This window comes from Nocardia sputi (assembly GCF_023501985.1).
The window spans coordinates 89,951-104,994 of record NZ_JAMFLC010000029.1; the positions used below are offsets into that span (position 1 = coordinate 89,951).

Here is a 15,044-nt window from a genome sequence, read left to right on the forward strand (position 1 = left end):
AGATTATTCGTGTTTCGATACAAGCTGCCTCGGGCACTGAGCGTTCCGGTAGCGTTCGCCGTCACCGGGCTCGTCGGCGCGGTGGCGTTCACGACGACCGCCGTCGCCGATCGGGCGGGTGCGGCCGAGCCCTTGGACCGCTACTACCACCAGCCGCTTACCTGGAAGTCCTGCGATGCGCCAGGTCTCGATGGCATGGGCGCGCAGTGCGCGGATGTGACGGTGCCCCTGAGTTACGCTGAGCCGCAGGGCTCTACGATTACCGTCGCCATCTCTCGCATCGCCGCGGCCGACCCGGCCCAGCGGCGTGGGGTCATCCTCTCCAACCCGGGCGGTCCGGGCGGTGCCGGCCTGGACTACTTCGTCGACACGAGCCAGGCCATGACCCCCGAGGTCCGCGCCCGCTATGACCTGATCGGCATGGACCCGCGCGGTGTCGGGCGCTCCTCGCCGGTGAACTGTCACTGGCCGCACGGTTTCGGCCTGCAGTCCGCTGGTGTCGATGCCCAGGGATTCGCCGAGTCCGTCGCCGACCAAGCCGATCTGGCGGCGCGCTGCGCCGACGCCGAGGGGGAGCGGCTGCCGCACTTCACCACTCGCAATACCGCTCGCGACATGGATGTCATCCGTACCGCGCTCGGCGAAAGCAAGATCAGTTATCTGGGCACCTCCTACGGCACCTACCTGGGTGCTGTGTATATGCAGATGTTCCCGGAACGTTCCGACCGCATGGTGCTGGACGGCGCTGTGGACCCGTACCGCTACGGCGCGGTCGGCATGGTGCAGGACATGGGCTCACCCAACGAGGCCGCGCTCGACGACTGGGCGGCCTGGACCGCTCAACGCGACGACGAATACCACCTCGGCACCACCGGTGGGGCCGTTCGTGGTCTGGTCGAGCGGCTCATCGAACGCGCCGCCGCCCAGCCGATCCGGATCGGCGAGTACAACATCGACGAGCATTCCCTTCCCCTGGTGTTGTACATCGCCTTCGATTCGCCCCACGGCTACGGTCTTGCCGCGCAACAGACCCGGCAGCTGGCCGACGCCGCCGAAGGCAAGCCGATACGACCGGACGAGGACCTGGCGGCCAAGCTCGCTATTATCCTGCGCGCCCAGCCTCGCGACATGTCGCCTCAGATGGCTATCCTCTGCGGAGACATCGGCGCACCCCGAGATCTGGACTGGTACCGGCGCAATATCGAGGCATCCCGCGCCACCCAGCCGGTCTTCGGCGCCTTGGCGAACAACATCACGCCGTGCGCGTTCTGGGCACCGCCTGCCGAATCGCCCACCGCGATCGGCAATTCAGTGCCGAACCTGATCGTTCAGGCCACCGGCGACACCCGGACCAATTACGGCGGTGCCATCGCCATGCACCGGGCGCTCACCGGCTCTCGCATGGTCACATTGCAAGACGTCGCCATTCACTCGATCCTCGGCCGCTACCCGAATGCCTGCGTCTACGACGCTGTGAACACCTACCTGGCTGACGGCACTCTGCCCGCCGCCGACCTCACCTGTCGCGACGACTGATCATCCGGCATTCAGATAGGCCAGCACGGCCAGCACCCGCCGGTGCCCCACCTCGTCGGCGAAGAGGCCCAGCTTGGCGAAGATGCTCCGAATATGTTTGAGCACAGCACCTTCGGTTACCACGAGGCGCTCGGCAATGGTCGCATTGTCGAGCCCCTCGGCCATGAGCGCCAGCACCTCGCGTTCGCGTGGGGTCAGCGCGGACAGTGGATCGTCGGTCTTGCGCCACACCAGCAGCTGCGAGATCACTTCCGGATCCATGGCGGTCCCGCCCTCGGCGACCCGCCGCAGCGAATCCAGGAACCGATCCACCTTCCCGACCCGTTCCTTGAGCAGGTATCCGATCCCGCCAGCGCCGTCGCCGAGCAGTTCGGCGGCGTAGCTGTGCTCGACCCAGGCCGAGAGCACCAACACCGGCAGACCGGGGTGAATCTCGCGGGCCCGAACCGCCGCTCGCAATCCGTCATCGGTGAAGGTGGGCGGCAGACGCACATCCACGACCACGGCATCGGGCCGGTCGGCGGTCACCACCGAGAGAAAGTCCTCCGCATTGTCCACCGCAGCAGCCACCTCGATCCCCGCCGTCTGCAACAGCAGCGCGAGCCCTTCCCGCAACAGCGCGTCATCCTCGGCGATCACAACCCGCACGGCAGCTCCACCCGAACTGCGGTAGGCCCATCCGCCGGGCTGCTCAGCATCATCCGCCCGTCCAGCGCCTCGGCCCGCCGCCGAATCCCGGCCAGCCCGCCACCCTCGGTCTCTCGTGCCCCGCCCACCCCGTCATCCCGCACTTCGACGGCCAGCAGCCCGGCATCGTCCCCGAGGGATACCCGAAGATGCTCGGCTCCGGAATGTTTAGTCGCATTGGTGATCGCCTCGGAGATGACGAAATACGCGGCCGCTTCGACGGCGGCCGGCCACCGTGTGCTCGATCTGCCCGAATCCGCTGCATCGGTGCTGCCGTGGCGCAAAGCGACGGCACCGTGGAGATCGAGTTCGACCGGAATCGGGGAGCGCGCGGCCAACGCTGAAATCGCACTGGTCAGCCCGCGATCCGCGAGCACCGGCGGATACACCGTCCGCACTACATCGCGGAGCTCGGCCAACGCGGCCTCGGCGGTGTCCTGCGCTTTGCGGACCAGGTCGAACGATGCGGCCGGGTCCCGTTCACGCAATTGATCGGCCAGCCCGAGCTGCATGATGACCGCCGCGATCCGCGCCTGCGCGCCATCGTGCAGATCCCGTTCGATGCGTCGCAGTTCCGCCCCATGCGCGTCCAGTGCGGCGGCCCGGGTGGCGGTCAGCTCCGCCACCCGAACCGCGAGCGCAGCGCCCGACGCCGGACCGAGGAGCGTCCGCGCCAGCAGCGCCTGCCAGCGGGCCACCGTGGGTAGCCGGAGAACCAGGACGGCCAAGGGAATCGCGATGAGCACGCTGAGCCCGGCCAGCGGCCAGGAATCGACCACGAAGCCGAAGCTGTCGACGGTGCCCGGCGGTACGATCTGCCAATAGACCGGAATCGCCAGCTGGTTCAGCACACCCAATGGCAGTCCGATCGAAAACAACGCCACCACCATGCCGGGCACCCCGTGCACGCACAGCCACGCGATATCCCGGCCGTTTGCCGGATCTCCGAAGGCGCTGACCAGTCGTTGCCGCAGGCCGCCGGTCATCGGCCGATACGCCACCACAATCGGCGCGCCCAGCCGCTTGCCGGCCCGCCGCCGTTCGAACGCGGTCAGCGGCCGGATCAGCCGCAGGTATTCGGGAATCGCCGGAATGCCCACCCCGCCGAGGCTGGTGGCCGCGACCACGAACAAACCGACCGTGGCGACTATAGCCGCCACGCCGGTAGCACCGCCGACCAGCAAATAGCCGATGCTTCCCGGCAGCGCCCGTAGCCGACCCGCGACCGACCACCGCACGGCCACGGGTCCGCGCTCCTGCATCGAGGCGTCGGCACTCATCCCACCAATCTACTGACCGCGGGAGCGGCCCCGCCGTGCAGATCCGCCCGGCGGTCAGCGCTGCTTGCCGCCGCAGCGCGGGTCGTTCGACGAAGCCGACCGCACCCCTCGATCTGAAGTAGCCCGCGCCGGCTCCGCCGACAGCTGCCGATCTCTGCGACGCCGCAGTGGTCTCGCTGCCGCTACGCAGGCCTCGGTCAGGCCGATCTCCGGAGCCACCTGGCCGTGACGCTTTTCTTGTCCGCAGGCGATCATGACCGCAGTGGCGGCTGTCCGGGTGAGGTGTGGACACTGCGACACGGAGGTGTCCGCACAGTCCGGGCCCGCTGTGGCGGCTGGTCGACGCCGCCGGGATCGACCACAACCCCGCCGGGCACCAGCAACCTACCCACCGCCGATGGCCGATCCCATGGATCACCCCGGTCCACCGAAGGCCCTCACGCGCGGCTGCGACCGCACTGGCGAATGATCCACCGCGGCCGTCTCGCCACCGCCCAACTGCAATGGGTGGGGCCAGCACCTAGAGTGGTCGCTGACCCCGCCACCGTGATCGAGCGCAAGATCGGTGCGCCGGGCATGTCGCGGAGTTCCCGCAGGACGCCCCACGCGTGGACTCGAGAAGACCACCCGCAGCCAGTGACAGTGACGGCCACCGAACTCGATGACGGGCACACCGCGCGCGACCTGCCCTCCGACTGCTGAAGCCCACGCCACCGCCTGCGTACTCCAGCTGTAGTTCGTGATCATGCTGCTTGTTGGTTGGTTTGACGCTGGTAGTGGCTGTTCGGGCGCGGTGTTGGTGGCGTCGCCGCCGTAGCGACCAGCGCGTGTGGTGGATGTGGTTGCCGGTCGGGGTGTGACCGTAGGGGTTGGGCGGGCCGCCGGACCGCCCGGTGTCTGCGCGCCTGCACCAAACTCCGGCCACCCCTTGTCGACGAGATTCTTCACCAATGGTGGAGAAACCGAAAGTCTGATGGTGGCATATGGATTCACACCGGAAATGAAACAGAGCTGTCGGTTGTACAGTCCCTGCTCCTGAGGTACCTGGCTGCAGTCTTCTGTTAGCGTCGAGCGAATGGGGCTCACGGTCGCAACACACTCACTCGCCGATGCGCTGGCATCCGGTGTCAGTTCCCGGTATCTCGACGAACTGTGGGACCACCTTCGGGAGATCAACGAGCGACTGGCCGACGAGGGGCTGCCCCTCCATCACGAGCCGACAATCGCGGGTACGGCGGCCATGCGCGATCCGATGGGCAGCGTGCCCTCCACCTTTATCCATTGTCTGTACCACGCGTACGCGCATGCGTACGAGGATCCCGACGCGGCGCTGATCTCGCCGGGCGACGATGTCTGTTCGGCCGACGACACCGCGGTCATGGACGCTGCCATCGACTTGAACTGTCACCTCGTCCTGTTCTGGACGGCCAGCGGCTTCTACGTTCCGATTGATTTCGACGAGGTTCTTTCCCTCGACGACGAATCGGCCCTCCCTGGCGGTTTTCTCGGATCGAGCGTCGCGCTACTGCGCGAGTTGACCGAATTGGCCGAGCGTCTCGATATTGCCTTGGTCGACAACGAGCTGCGGCAAGACGAAATCGAGAGGATCCTCGACGACGAGAACCCACACCCGCTGCACCGCGAGCGGCAGGCATGGCTGCTCCTCTTCGAGGCGGCCCACGTCTCCGTGGCGAACGGCACCGTCATCGCTTACGGCTAATACTCCGGCTGTAGTTCGTGATCCTGCTGCTTGTTGGTTGATTTGGCGCTGGTGGTGGCTGGTTCTGGCGCCTGGCAACGACATCTCGCCGCGGCACTGAGCCGCTCACTGGTATCCGACGGCGCGACACAGCATTTGCTCGTGGGGTTCGCCGATATGGTCGGCTACACCCGTCTGTCCCGGCACCTCGATCTCGACCAGCTGACGGATCTGTTGGAGACCTTCGAGACCATGACCACCGAAGCGGTCACCGCCCATGGTGGGTGGGTGATCAAGAATGTCGGTGATGAGGTGATGTTCGCCGCCGACAAAGCACGCGACGGTGCACGAATCGCTTTTGCCATGAACGCGGCGATTGCTCGAGCGGCGCAGACGATTCCGGAAATGCCCCAGATTCGGATCGGCTTGGCATTCGGTCCGGTGCTCACCCGTTTCGGTGACCTCTACGGCACGGTGGTCAATGTCGCGGCCCGGTTGACCGGCGTGGCCCGGCCGGGAACAGTGCTGCTGGACGACGGCGCGGCCGCGGTTCTGGAGGACGACGACGAATTCCTCCTGCGCCATCTGCGCAGTGTGCGGGTCAAAGGCTTCTCCCGGTTGCGTTCCCACGTGCTGCGAGAGCGGAAGCGTAAACAAGGCTGACCGGCTACCGTTCAGTGCCTGCGTATGTGGCCCGCAAGCGTGGCAGAGAGGGGAGCGTCGGATTCGGTGACGCTGCCGACAGCGCGAACAGCGGCTTGGTTCCGCCCGGGCTCCGCGACTCGGCCAGCATGGAAATGCTTCCGTGGTGGGCGGCACCTCTTGGACATGTCGCGCAGTACACGATGTGGCGGCCGACCGGATGTCTTCCGCACTGGCCGGCCTCACCGACCCGTGGCAGCCGGCGGTGCTGGCTCTCGTCGCGCGCACCGCGGCCGCTGGCCAGCGCCTGGGCAAGCCCGTAGGGGTGTGCGGCGAAGCCGCGGCCGATCCGGCCCTGGCTTGCGTGCTGATCGGCCTCGGCGTCGGCGCACTGTCCATGGCAGCAGGCGCCGTCCCGCGGTAGGCGCCCGCCTCGCCGAGACGACTCGCGAGCAGTGCCGCCGCGCCGCGGACGCGGCGTTGACGGCCGCCGACTCGCCGCTGCTCGGATGGCCGTGCACCCGGTCCTCGGCTCGACTCCCGGCGCCTGACCGGTGGTCACCTATCTTGCATGTGCTCGCCGTTCCGGGGGGTGCACGCCTGGTTTCAGCGTGCGGTTCCGAAGCGGTGCCGATCTGTCGGCGCTTGTCCCGCGGCGCGTGTGTGGACTAACCGGCCAAGTGGTTTGGTGTCGGCCGCCAAGCCGGTGAGGCCCGCGAGTCGACGGGCCGCGAGGATCTCCTCGATCGCTTCGGGTGTGAGCAAGCCGCGTTCGATCGCGATTTCCGCGACGGATTGCCCGGTTTGCAGCGCCTGCTTGGCGATGTCGGCGCTGGTGGCGTAGCCGATGTAGGGGGTCAGCGCTGTCACGATGCCGACGGAACGTCGAACGCCTTGCTCGAGGTGGTCGCGGTTGGGGGTGATGCCCGCGACGCATTTGGTTGCCAGGGTGTCGGCCGCGGCGGTCAGGTGTGTGGTTGTGCGCAGCATGCCGTAGGCGATGATCGGTTCGAAGGCGTTGAGTTGCAGCTGCCCGGCCTCGGCGGCCATGGTGACGGTCAGGTCGTTGCCGATGGTCTCGAAGGCGACCTGGTTGACGATCTCCGGAATGACCGGGTTGACCTTTCCCGGCATGATCGATGATCCGGCTTGAACCGGCGGTAGGTTGATCTCGCCGAAACCGGTTGTTGGACCTGAGGACATCAACCGCAGGTCGTTGCACATCTTCGACAGTTTCACCGCGACCCGCTTGAGGATGCCGGAGACCTGAACGAAGGCGCCGCAGTCCTGGGTGGCTTCGATCAGGTTGGCCGCGGGGGTGACGAGTTCGCCTGTGAGTTCGGCGAGGTGGACGCAGGCCAGCGCCGGGTAGCTCGGGTGGCCGTTGATGGCGGTGCCGATCGCGGTGCCGCCGAGGTTGCTCTCGCACAGCAGGGTGATCCCTTCCTCGAGCCGGTCGCAGTCCTCGCCCACCATGATCGCGAAGGTGCCGAATTCCTGTCCGAGGGTCATCGGCACAGCGTCTTGCAGTTGGGTGCGGCCCATCTTGATGACGTCGGCGAATTCGTCCGCCTTGGCGCCGAAGCCGTCCGCGAGGCGGCGTAGAGCGGCGACGAGGTCGCGGATGTGCCGGACGACGGCGAGCCGGATGGCGGTGGGGTACACGTCGTTGGTGGATTGGCCGAGGTTGACGTGGTCGAGTGGGTGCACTTCGGTGTAGGTCCCGCGGTCGTAGCCGAGCAACTCCAGCGCCCGGTTGGCGATGACCTCGTTGGCGTTCATGTTCGTCGAGGTTCCCGCGCCGCCTTGGATCGGGTCGATCGGGAACTGGTCGTGCAGCGCGCCGCCCCTGATCTCGGCGCAGGCCGATTCGATCGCCTCGGCGCGGCGAGTGTCGAGGATGCCGAGTTCGCGGTTGGCGCGGCAGGCGGCCTGTTTGACCGCGGCGAGCGTGGCGACGAGCGCCGGGTACCGGCCGATGTTGTCGCCGGTGATGGCGAAATTGTCCAGTGCGCGGGCGGTGTGGATGCCCCAGTAGGCGTCGGCAGGCACAGCGCGGCTGCCGAGGGAGTCCTGTTCGGTTCGGGTGCTGTCGGTCATCATCGGCTCCGTGCGGTGAGGGCGTCTTCGTGGGGGGATACCGGGGGCGCGCCGGCCGGGTTCGACAGCTCGCCGAGCATGTTGGTCGTCATCCAGTCCCGCAGCCGACCACTGGAGAAGCCGAGGTCGACGAGGTAGGCCAGTTTGGCCAGTGCCGCCTCTCTGGTCATGTCCCCTCCGCTGATCGCGCCCGCGTCCAGCAGCGTTCGTCCTGGCAGGTACCGCTCGAGATCGACCGAACCGCTGTCACACTGGGTGATCACGACGATCGGGGTTCCGCGCCGCGTCGCCGTCCGGATCGTCTCGATGACCTCGGCTGTGTGCGGCATCGTGCCCGAGCCGTAGCATTCCAGTACGACTCCACCGGGATACTGCCGGATCGCCGCGCTGAGTAGATCGGTGTGCAGTCCCGGAAAGACGGTGAGCAGTCCCACCGGACGAGGGGTCGCGGCGCTGCGCCGATGCGGTAGCGATGCCACAGGGGAAGGTGGCGGGGTGAATTGCCGGACCGTGGTGAAGCCGTCGTAGTCGTCACACGCGCGTTTGCTGGCCCGCACGGCGGGATGTAGCCCCGAGCCGAACGCGATGTAGGTTCCCGGAACTGGTCGGGCGGCGATCGAATCCAGTACCAGATGCACGTTGTGTTGCGCGTCGCTGCCGGGTTGACCGAGCGGGATCTGGGCACCGGTCAGCACCACTGGGGCGGCGAGATCGCGCAGTTCGAAGGCGACGCGGGCACCGACATAAGCCATGGTGTCGGTTCCGTGAATGACGACTACGCCGTGCGGGCGCTCCGATTCGACGCGGTAGCGCACCCACTGCGCGATCCGGAAGGCGGTGTTCGAGTCGGCGGCACCGCTGTCGATGACGCGGTCGAATTCGGCGTAACCGAATTCGACCGATCGGCCCGTCGCTTCCTCGTATCCTGCGATGATCTGAGCGACTTCGGCAGCGATTCCCGACCGCGGTTCCATCCCCGCGCCCTGGTCGGCCATTCCGAACGTGCCGCCGGTGTAAAGAATCTGAATCCGCAACGCCGTGGGATGTGTTGTCCGGCGAGTGATCATGCGCCCCGCGCTTCCTCAGCGGCGTCCGGTCGGTCCAGCGGGGCGAGTACATCCGGATCGAGGCGGTCCCTGATCCGGAACCATCCTGCGACCATGGCCGCGACGACGGCCGTGAATACCGCCAGCGTGATACGCCCGATCTCGTCGTCGAAGAACATCAGCGCGACGACACCGGCGAGGAACACCAGGGTGAGGATGTTGAGCACCGGAGCGAACGGAAGCCGGAACGCCGGTCGGCGGTACTCGCCGCGCTGGGATTTCCGCACGAATATCCAGTGGCAGATCATGATCGAAGCCCAGGTCCCGACGATGCCGAGACCGGCCAGGTTCAGCACGATCTCGAACGCTTTCTGGGGGACCAGGAGGTTCAGCACGACACCGGCGATGCCCACCGAACTGGTGATCAGGATTCCGCCGTAGGGAACGCCGTGGCGATTCATCCGGGCGGCGAAGCGTGGCGCCGCCCCCGCCACGGCCATCGACCGCAGGGTGCGACCGGTCGCGTACAGACCCGCGTTCAGGCTCGACATCGCGGCGGTGAGTACGACCAGGTTCATGACATCACCCGCATGCGGGATCCCGATGGAGCTCATGACGGTCACGAAGGGGCTCTCGCTGGGGGAGTAGGCGGTCCACGGCAGCAATAGCGTGAACAGCACCACCGAGCCCGCGTAGAACAGGATGATTCGCCACATGATCGAGTTGACGGCCCTCGGGATCACGGCGGCGGGGTCGTCGGATTCACCGGCGGCCACACCGATCATCTCCGTCCCGCCGAACGCGAAGACCACCCCGAGCGCAATGGTCAGCATCGGAGCGAGACCATGCGGGAAGAAGCCGCCGTTGTCGGTGATCGTCGACAAGCCGGGAACATTGCCGTCGACCGGTGTGCCGGTGACGAGGAACACCACCGCCAGCAGCATGAACGCGACGATGGTGCCTACCTTGATCAGCGCGAACCAGAATTCGAACTCGCCGAACAGCCGCACCGACACCGCGTTGAGACCGACCACCACCGCCAGCGCTATCAGCGCGAGGACCCACTGGGGGATCGGCACGAACGGCGACCAGAAATGCACGTACAGTGCCACGGCGGTGATGTCGGCGACCAAGGTGGTCGACCAATTCAGGAAGTACAACCAGCCAACCGAATAGGCCCCGCGCTCGCCGAGGAATTCGCGGGCGTAGGAGACGAACGCACCGGACGACGGCCGGTACATCACCAGCTCGCCGAGCGCACGCACGACCATGAAGGTGAAGACGCCGCACACGATGTAGACGATGGCCAGCGACGGCCCAGCCAGCGCCATCCGCCCGCTGGCCCCCAGGAAGAGCCCGGTGCCGATGGAGCCGCCGATCGCGATCATCTGCATATGGCGCTTGCGTAGCTGTTTCTGATAGCCGACGTCGCCGATGTCGAGCTTCGCTGCTGGTTGCGGGGTGGCTGGCCGGGCCGACAGTTCGTCGTTCTGCGTCATGGAAACCTTCCTTGGGCCGTATCCAGCCTGCACGGCGTAAGCGACTGTAGAGGTAGTATGGCTGCCATGCGGTCAGGCTGTAAGACAGGTTGTACTGTAATTCGGGTCACACACCCTGTCAATATCAATCCTCGGCGCGAAACATGCTGGCTAGCGTTTTGACGCTCTATCGGCGGATCTCCATACTTGGTCACGTGACAGTCGAAGAAGGCCGGGTGCACCGCATCGGCGCCACGGAAGCGGTCTTTCGTCGGCTTAAGGAGCTGATCCAGAGCGGCGAGTACGCGGTAGGCGACCGCCTGCCCGCCGAACTCGCCTTGGCTCAGCAGTTCGGTGTCAGCCGTCCGGTGGTGCGGGAGGCGCTGCACGCCTGCGCGACCCTCGGCCTCACCGAAACGCACACGGGCCGAGGAACTTTCGTCGTCTCCAAGAAGGAGAGCCCGCAGCTGACGTTCGCCGGTGTCGACGCCGCAGATCTGATCGAGGCCCGCCAACTCATCGAGATCCCCACCGCTGGGTTCGCCGCGCAACGCCGCACGCCGGACCAGCTGCGGCAGCTTTTCGAGCTGCTCGACAAGCTGGCGGGGGCCACAGACGCCCGCGAATGGGTCCGTTACGACGGCGAGTTGCACACCGCCATCGCGGCCGCCAGCGGAAACAGAATGCTGACCGCGGTGGTCGCCGACACCCGCCGCGCGCTGGACCCGCAGTCAGAATTCCTCAATCTGACCCAAGACCGCCGCGCCGACTCCGATCGCGAACACGAGGCCATCGTCCGGGCCATCGAGGCGGGCTCACCCGAGGCCGCGCGCCAAGCGATGGCCGACCACCTGCAACGAGTAGCGGACACGATCGCCCGCATCGGCGAGTAGTAGCAAGCGGATCGTGGAGCGCCCATCGACTGGTTGCTCTGTCGGCACGCAGCGATCGAACCCGACTCCTGCTGGGCGAATCCGATCGGCGTCCACTCGTCGCGGCCGACATCGGCTACGGCACGTGGGGTCCAGTCGAACGGAAACTGGCGTTAGCGAGTGCTGGTGATCGAAGCACGTTGCTGTGAAGGTTGATTCGCCGGATTAGTGGGTGCTGGCGGGTGTGTGGTGGTTGCATTTCGGGTTGTGCGTGATGAGGGCGGGGCCGGGTACGGCCGGTTCGGTGTGCTGTCGAGAGGCGAGCTGGAACGCTTCTTCTACCTCGATGACGATGGTCCTGGAAGTGATGAGCTGGCATCCGGAGTTCGGGGAGTCGTTCACCCACGTCGCCGGCACCAAGGCCCGCGTCGCGGACTTGGGTGTGTCCATGGCCGCGGACCTGTGCGCCCAGGCCATGAACGTCGGGCTCGTTCCGGTGACCTCGCCCGGTGTCGACGCGTTGACCCGTGATCGGCTGCGCCACGTCGACCAGCACTATCTACGGGCGGAGACGATGGCCGCAGCGAACACGGTGCTGGTCAACGCCCAATCCGAGGTGCGGTTGGCTCAGCTGTGGGGCGGTGGCTGCGTCGCCAGCGTGGACGGGATGCGGTTCGTGGTACCTGTCCGGTCCATCCACGCCCGACCCAACCGAAAATACTTCGGACCGAAACGGGGCAGTACCTGGCTGAACATGCTCAACGACCAGGCCGCCGGGCTCAACGCGATGGTCGTGTCGGGCACCCCGCGCGACTCGCTCAACGCCATCGACGTGATCCTGCGCCAACCCGAGAGCAGCAAGGTTCCCGACGACATCATTTCAGACGCCGGATCGTATTCGGACATAGTCTTCGGCCTGCTGCATTTGCTGGGCCGCAAGTACCGGCCGCAGCTGAAACACCTGCCCGATCAGCGGTTGTGGCGCATCGACCCGGCTGCCGACTACGGCCCGCTGGACAAGGCTGCCCGAGGGCGGATCGACATAGAGAAAGTGTGCTCCCACTGGGAGGACATGTGCCGGGTGGCGGTGTCGATGAACCGTGGTGAGGTCTCCGCGCACGAGGTCACGCGCATGATTTCCCGCGACGGCAACCCCACCGCGCTGGGCCAGGCCATCGCCGGCTACGGCCGGATTTTCAAGACCCTGTACATCCTGCGCCTGGCCGACGACGAACCCTACCGGCGCGAAGCCAAGGCCCAGGCCAACCTTCAAGAAGGACGCCACGACCTGGGCCGCAGCATCTTCCACGGCCGCAAGGGTGAACTCGTGCGCGCCTACCTCGACGGCATGGAGGACCAACTGTCCGCGCTCGGGCTCGTTTGAATATCACCGTGCTGTGGAATTCGGTGTACCTCGACCGTGCTCTGGCAGCTGCGCGCACAGGGCTACCCGGTCCGTGACGAGGACGCTGCCCGGCTGTCGCCATTCATCCGCCGCCACATCCGCCTCGACGGTCACTACAGCTTCCACCTGCCCGACCTGGGCGGGGCTCACCGGCCGCTGCGTGATCCGGACGCACCCGACGAGGACGATTGAGAACCGGATCCCGCGAAACCGTTCCTCGACCTCCATGGAAGACCAGCTCTCGGCACTCGGGCTGATCCTCAACTGCGTCGCCCTGTGCGTCATAACACCCTGTGGAACACCCTCTACACCCCACCGGGCCTTGGAACAGCATCGCGCACAGGGCTATTCGAGCGAAGCATGGCGTCACCTGGGGCATATAGCGAGAGAAAACCCCGGTGAAACGGCTATTATGTGATCTTGAATCGAGTTGTCGCTATCGACGTATTCGGTCCCCGGATGGCGTGACGATGCTGCGTACAGCGCCCACCTGCGGAAACGCGCCACAGCCCAGAGTGTTTTGGCGGACATTCGTTGCCGTCACGCCCCGATTACCTCGTGTGGCACGATTCTTATCGGCACCCCATCTTCCGCCGCTGGCCGACGGTAGCTACGAGGGGCGCTTGATCGGGTGTACACACCCGATCAAGCAGCCCGCATACGGCCGGGCCCTCGACCTGGACAACCGCAACCTTGCAACGCGCTGCTGCGCGGGCTGCGCTGCCTCGGCGAACGCGGCTGCGCCATCCTCGTCGACCGCTGGCCAGCCCTGCGGCATTTCACGTGCGGCATGAGAAGATCGGCACGATCGTCAAGGCCGCACTCGTCCTCACCCACTTCGAATCGAATACCGCCGCACCGAATAAAAGTCGGTGAGATCACCTCAGTGTGCACCGTAAAGGCTCAGCGCCGACGTAAGTCTTGCCAAATCAGGATCGCGGCTTTCATCACGCTGGAGCCACTTTCTTAACTGATCGGTGAAGTTCTCCAGGTTTCCTGGGCTGCCACTTTGTGCGTGATGTGCGGCGGCGAGGAGAATGGATACTCTGCTTGCTTCTTCCACGCCAGGCTCCCAGTATCTTTCCACACCGGGCTCCCGGTATGTTCCATCTATGGGTCCTGGAAATTTTATACGACTCGGCAGGAGGTCAGGTAGTATTTGGACCGGCCGTGTCGCTCGATTGCCACCGCTGATTGCGCAGGGCCTGGTACAAGCGATTCGACAACCCAGAGAGACCTCGTGTGTAAGAAAGTAAGTCTCGGACCTTCGGGCAGAGTACGGGCGTTTCCTCCTTGCCATTCGCTTGCCGGCAGGTGGAATACGTGCCCCTTCTTGGTGCCCGGGTTCAGATCGTTTGGGGATATTGACAGAAAGGCGTGGTGGCCGTTGATCTCCTTTCCCAGGACGTGTGTCATTATCTCTTGCGCACTGCCGCGTAGGCCGTTGTCGACAACCGTAAATGGGCCGTCGCCCAATCCTTCCGGTTAATATAGGAAACGAATTTGTCAAACGGCCAAGGAGTGCGCTCACGCCATAGATCCGGATTCGAACGCGCTTCCAGATTTACCCTGAAATCCGACGCTAGCGGTAGTCTAACTCCCATAACCCTCTCGTAGTCTCGAGCCACCAGCTCCATGACAGGTCGCGATACTACTATTTCCACACACCTTTCTTTAAAAAATTCTGGATCTCTGCCTCGCACTCCTGCGGCAATGATGTGGCCGTCTCGGCCGGGGCCGGGCCCGCAACCGCACCAGCGGATCACCCGCCAGCCACTGCTGTTCGCGCCAATACCCGCACGCCGCCGCGAGAGCGGTCAACCGGATGTTGAACGTCTTGGGAGCCTTGCCGCCCCACACGAACGTGAACCAGCCTGCGACCCGATCCGGTTCCCGATCCAGCAGCGCCACATTCGTGTCCGCACCGAAATCGGCCACCAACCTGTCCAGTGCCGCCGCGTAGGTCGCACGCGTGTTGGGCACCGTGATCGTGGCCAGGTAGATCCCTAACCGCGTCGGCCAATCGCACACCACTCACCGGCGTCGGCAGCACCCGGACTCGCCCCATCGACCGACCTCCCACTACTACCGCAGATAGTTTCCAAAGTCGTCCCGCGCGAAAGCGGTATTGCGCCAGGACGACTGGGTCTGTCCAGTCATCGGCTCTGTCCTACTTTCGGTGGTAGCGAATCAGGTCTCACCCGAGGAGGATTCGGTGTCGAAGTAGCGGAAAGCCTGCGCGACCATACATTTGGCGCTTAATCAGCTTCGTCTTCGTGTTGATGCCCTCGGTCGGACC

Annotated in this window: 11 protein-coding genes and 3 pseudogenes; 7 read left to right on the top strand and 7 right to left on the bottom strand. The window is 65.6% G+C overall.

Features of this window, described 5'->3' with window-relative positions:
- The first annotated feature begins 9 nt into the window (after positions 1–9).
- On the top strand, positions 10–1,536 hold the full coding sequence (locus tag M8859_RS31530; RefSeq protein WP_249645367.1) for an alpha/beta hydrolase: 1,527 nt from the start codon (positions 10–12) through the stop codon (positions 1,534–1,536).
- Here M8859_RS31530 and M8859_RS31535 read toward each other — a convergent pair whose 3' ends face one another.
- Both M8859_RS31535 and M8859_RS31540 read right to left on the bottom strand, forming a co-directional pair.
- The gene (locus tag M8859_RS31535; protein WP_195071825.1) at positions 1,537–2,184 is read right to left on the bottom strand and encodes a response regulator; all 648 of its coding nucleotides are present in this window, start codon (positions 2,182–2,184) and stop codon (positions 1,537–1,539) included. It lies immediately after the preceding gene.
- Complete coding sequence (locus M8859_RS31540; protein WP_249645368.1) at positions 2,172–3,503, bottom strand: sensor histidine kinase; 1,332 nt, start codon at positions 3,501–3,503, stop codon at positions 2,172–2,174. The genes M8859_RS31535 and M8859_RS31540 overlap by 13 nt, the downstream gene beginning before the upstream one ends.
- Before the next feature lie 525 nt (positions 3,504–4,028).
- Between M8859_RS31540 and M8859_RS31545 the strand changes: the two genes are divergently transcribed.
- The 4 genes and pseudogenes from M8859_RS31545 to M8859_RS31560 all read left to right on the top strand — a co-directional run.
- Positions 4,029–4,205, top strand: coding sequence for a hypothetical protein (locus M8859_RS31545; protein WP_195071826.1), 177 nt, complete (start codon positions 4,029–4,031; stop codon positions 4,203–4,205).
- 373 nt (positions 4,206–4,578) lie between these two features.
- On the top strand, positions 4,579–5,223 hold the full coding sequence (locus M8859_RS31550; RefSeq protein WP_195071827.1) for a putative DNA-mimic protein: 645 nt from the start codon (positions 4,579–4,581) through the stop codon (positions 5,221–5,223).
- Between the two features lie 69 nt (positions 5,224–5,292).
- A pseudogene (locus M8859_RS31555) lies at positions 5,293–5,865 on the top strand (adenylate/guanylate cyclase domain-containing protein); the annotation flags it as partial.
- A gap of 172 nt (positions 5,866–6,037) precedes the next feature.
- Positions 6,038–6,395, top strand: a pseudogene (locus M8859_RS31560) (putative PEP-binding protein); the annotation flags it as partial.
- Positions 6,396–6,450: 55 nt separating this feature from the next.
- On the opposite strand, the gene M8859_RS31565 reads toward M8859_RS31560, so the two are convergent.
- The 3 genes from M8859_RS31565 to M8859_RS31575 are packed head-to-tail and all read right to left on the bottom strand — an operon-like array spanning position 6,451 to position 10,489.
- Complete coding sequence (locus tag M8859_RS31565) at positions 6,451–7,944, bottom strand: aspartate ammonia-lyase (RefSeq protein ID WP_195071829.1); 1,494 nt, start codon at positions 7,942–7,944, stop codon at positions 6,451–6,453.
- Complete coding sequence (locus M8859_RS31570; RefSeq protein WP_195071830.1) at positions 7,944–9,011, bottom strand: asparaginase domain-containing protein; 1,068 nt, start codon at positions 9,009–9,011, stop codon at positions 7,944–7,946. The genes M8859_RS31565 and M8859_RS31570 overlap by 1 nt, the downstream gene beginning before the upstream one ends.
- Positions 9,008–10,489: an amino acid permease gene (locus M8859_RS31575; protein ID WP_195071831.1), complete on the bottom strand. Its 1,482-nt coding sequence runs from the start codon at positions 10,487–10,489 to the stop codon at positions 9,008–9,010. Before M8859_RS31575 ends, M8859_RS31570 begins: the two co-directional genes overlap by 4 nt.
- Positions 10,490–10,683: 194 nt before the next feature.
- Between M8859_RS31575 and M8859_RS31580 the strand changes: the two genes are divergently transcribed.
- Together M8859_RS31580 and M8859_RS31585 are read left to right on the top strand one after the other, a co-directional pair.
- Positions 10,684–11,361 (top strand): FadR/GntR family transcriptional regulator, encoded by a 678-nt coding sequence (locus M8859_RS31580; RefSeq protein ID WP_236565824.1) that lies wholly within the window; start codon positions 10,684–10,686, stop codon positions 11,359–11,361.
- A gap of 331 nt (positions 11,362–11,692) precedes the next feature.
- Positions 11,693–12,937 (top strand): annotated as a pseudogene (locus tag M8859_RS31585) (Tn3 family transposase).
- A 691-nt stretch (positions 12,938–13,628) separates the two neighbouring features.
- Here M8859_RS31585 and M8859_RS31590 read toward each other — a convergent pair.
- Positions 13,629–13,808 carry a hypothetical protein gene (locus tag M8859_RS31590; protein ID WP_195071832.1) on the bottom strand — a complete coding sequence of 60 codons (180 nt, stop codon included), beginning with the start codon at positions 13,806–13,808 and terminating at the stop codon, positions 13,629–13,631.
- A 611-nt stretch (positions 13,809–14,419) separates the two neighbouring features.
- The gene (locus M8859_RS31595; RefSeq protein ID WP_249645369.1) at positions 14,420–14,728 is read right to left on the bottom strand and encodes a site-specific integrase; all 309 of its coding nucleotides are present in this window, start codon (positions 14,726–14,728) and stop codon (positions 14,420–14,422) included.
- Positions 14,729–15,044: the final 316 nt, after the last annotated feature.

Excerpts from the sequence above, each read along its gene's own strand:
- M8859_RS31550 (WP_195071827.1), top strand. The coding sequence starts at position 4,579 with ATGGGGCTCACGGTCGCAACACACTCACTCGCCGATGCGCTGGCATCC.
- M8859_RS31575 (WP_195071831.1), bottom strand. The coding sequence starts at position 10,489 with ATGACGCAGAACGACGAACTGTCGGCCCGGCCAGCCACCCCGCAACCA.
- M8859_RS31570 (WP_195071830.1), bottom strand. The coding sequence starts at position 9,011 with ATGATCACTCGCCGGACAACACATCCCACGGCGTTGCGGATTCAGATT.
- M8859_RS31540 (WP_249645368.1), bottom strand. The coding sequence starts at position 3,503 with ATGAGTGCCGACGCCTCGATGCAGGAGCGCGGACCCGTGGCCGTGCGG.
- M8859_RS31565 (WP_195071829.1), bottom strand. The coding sequence starts at position 7,944 with ATGACCGACAGCACCCGAACCGAACAGGACTCCCTCGGCAGCCGCGCT.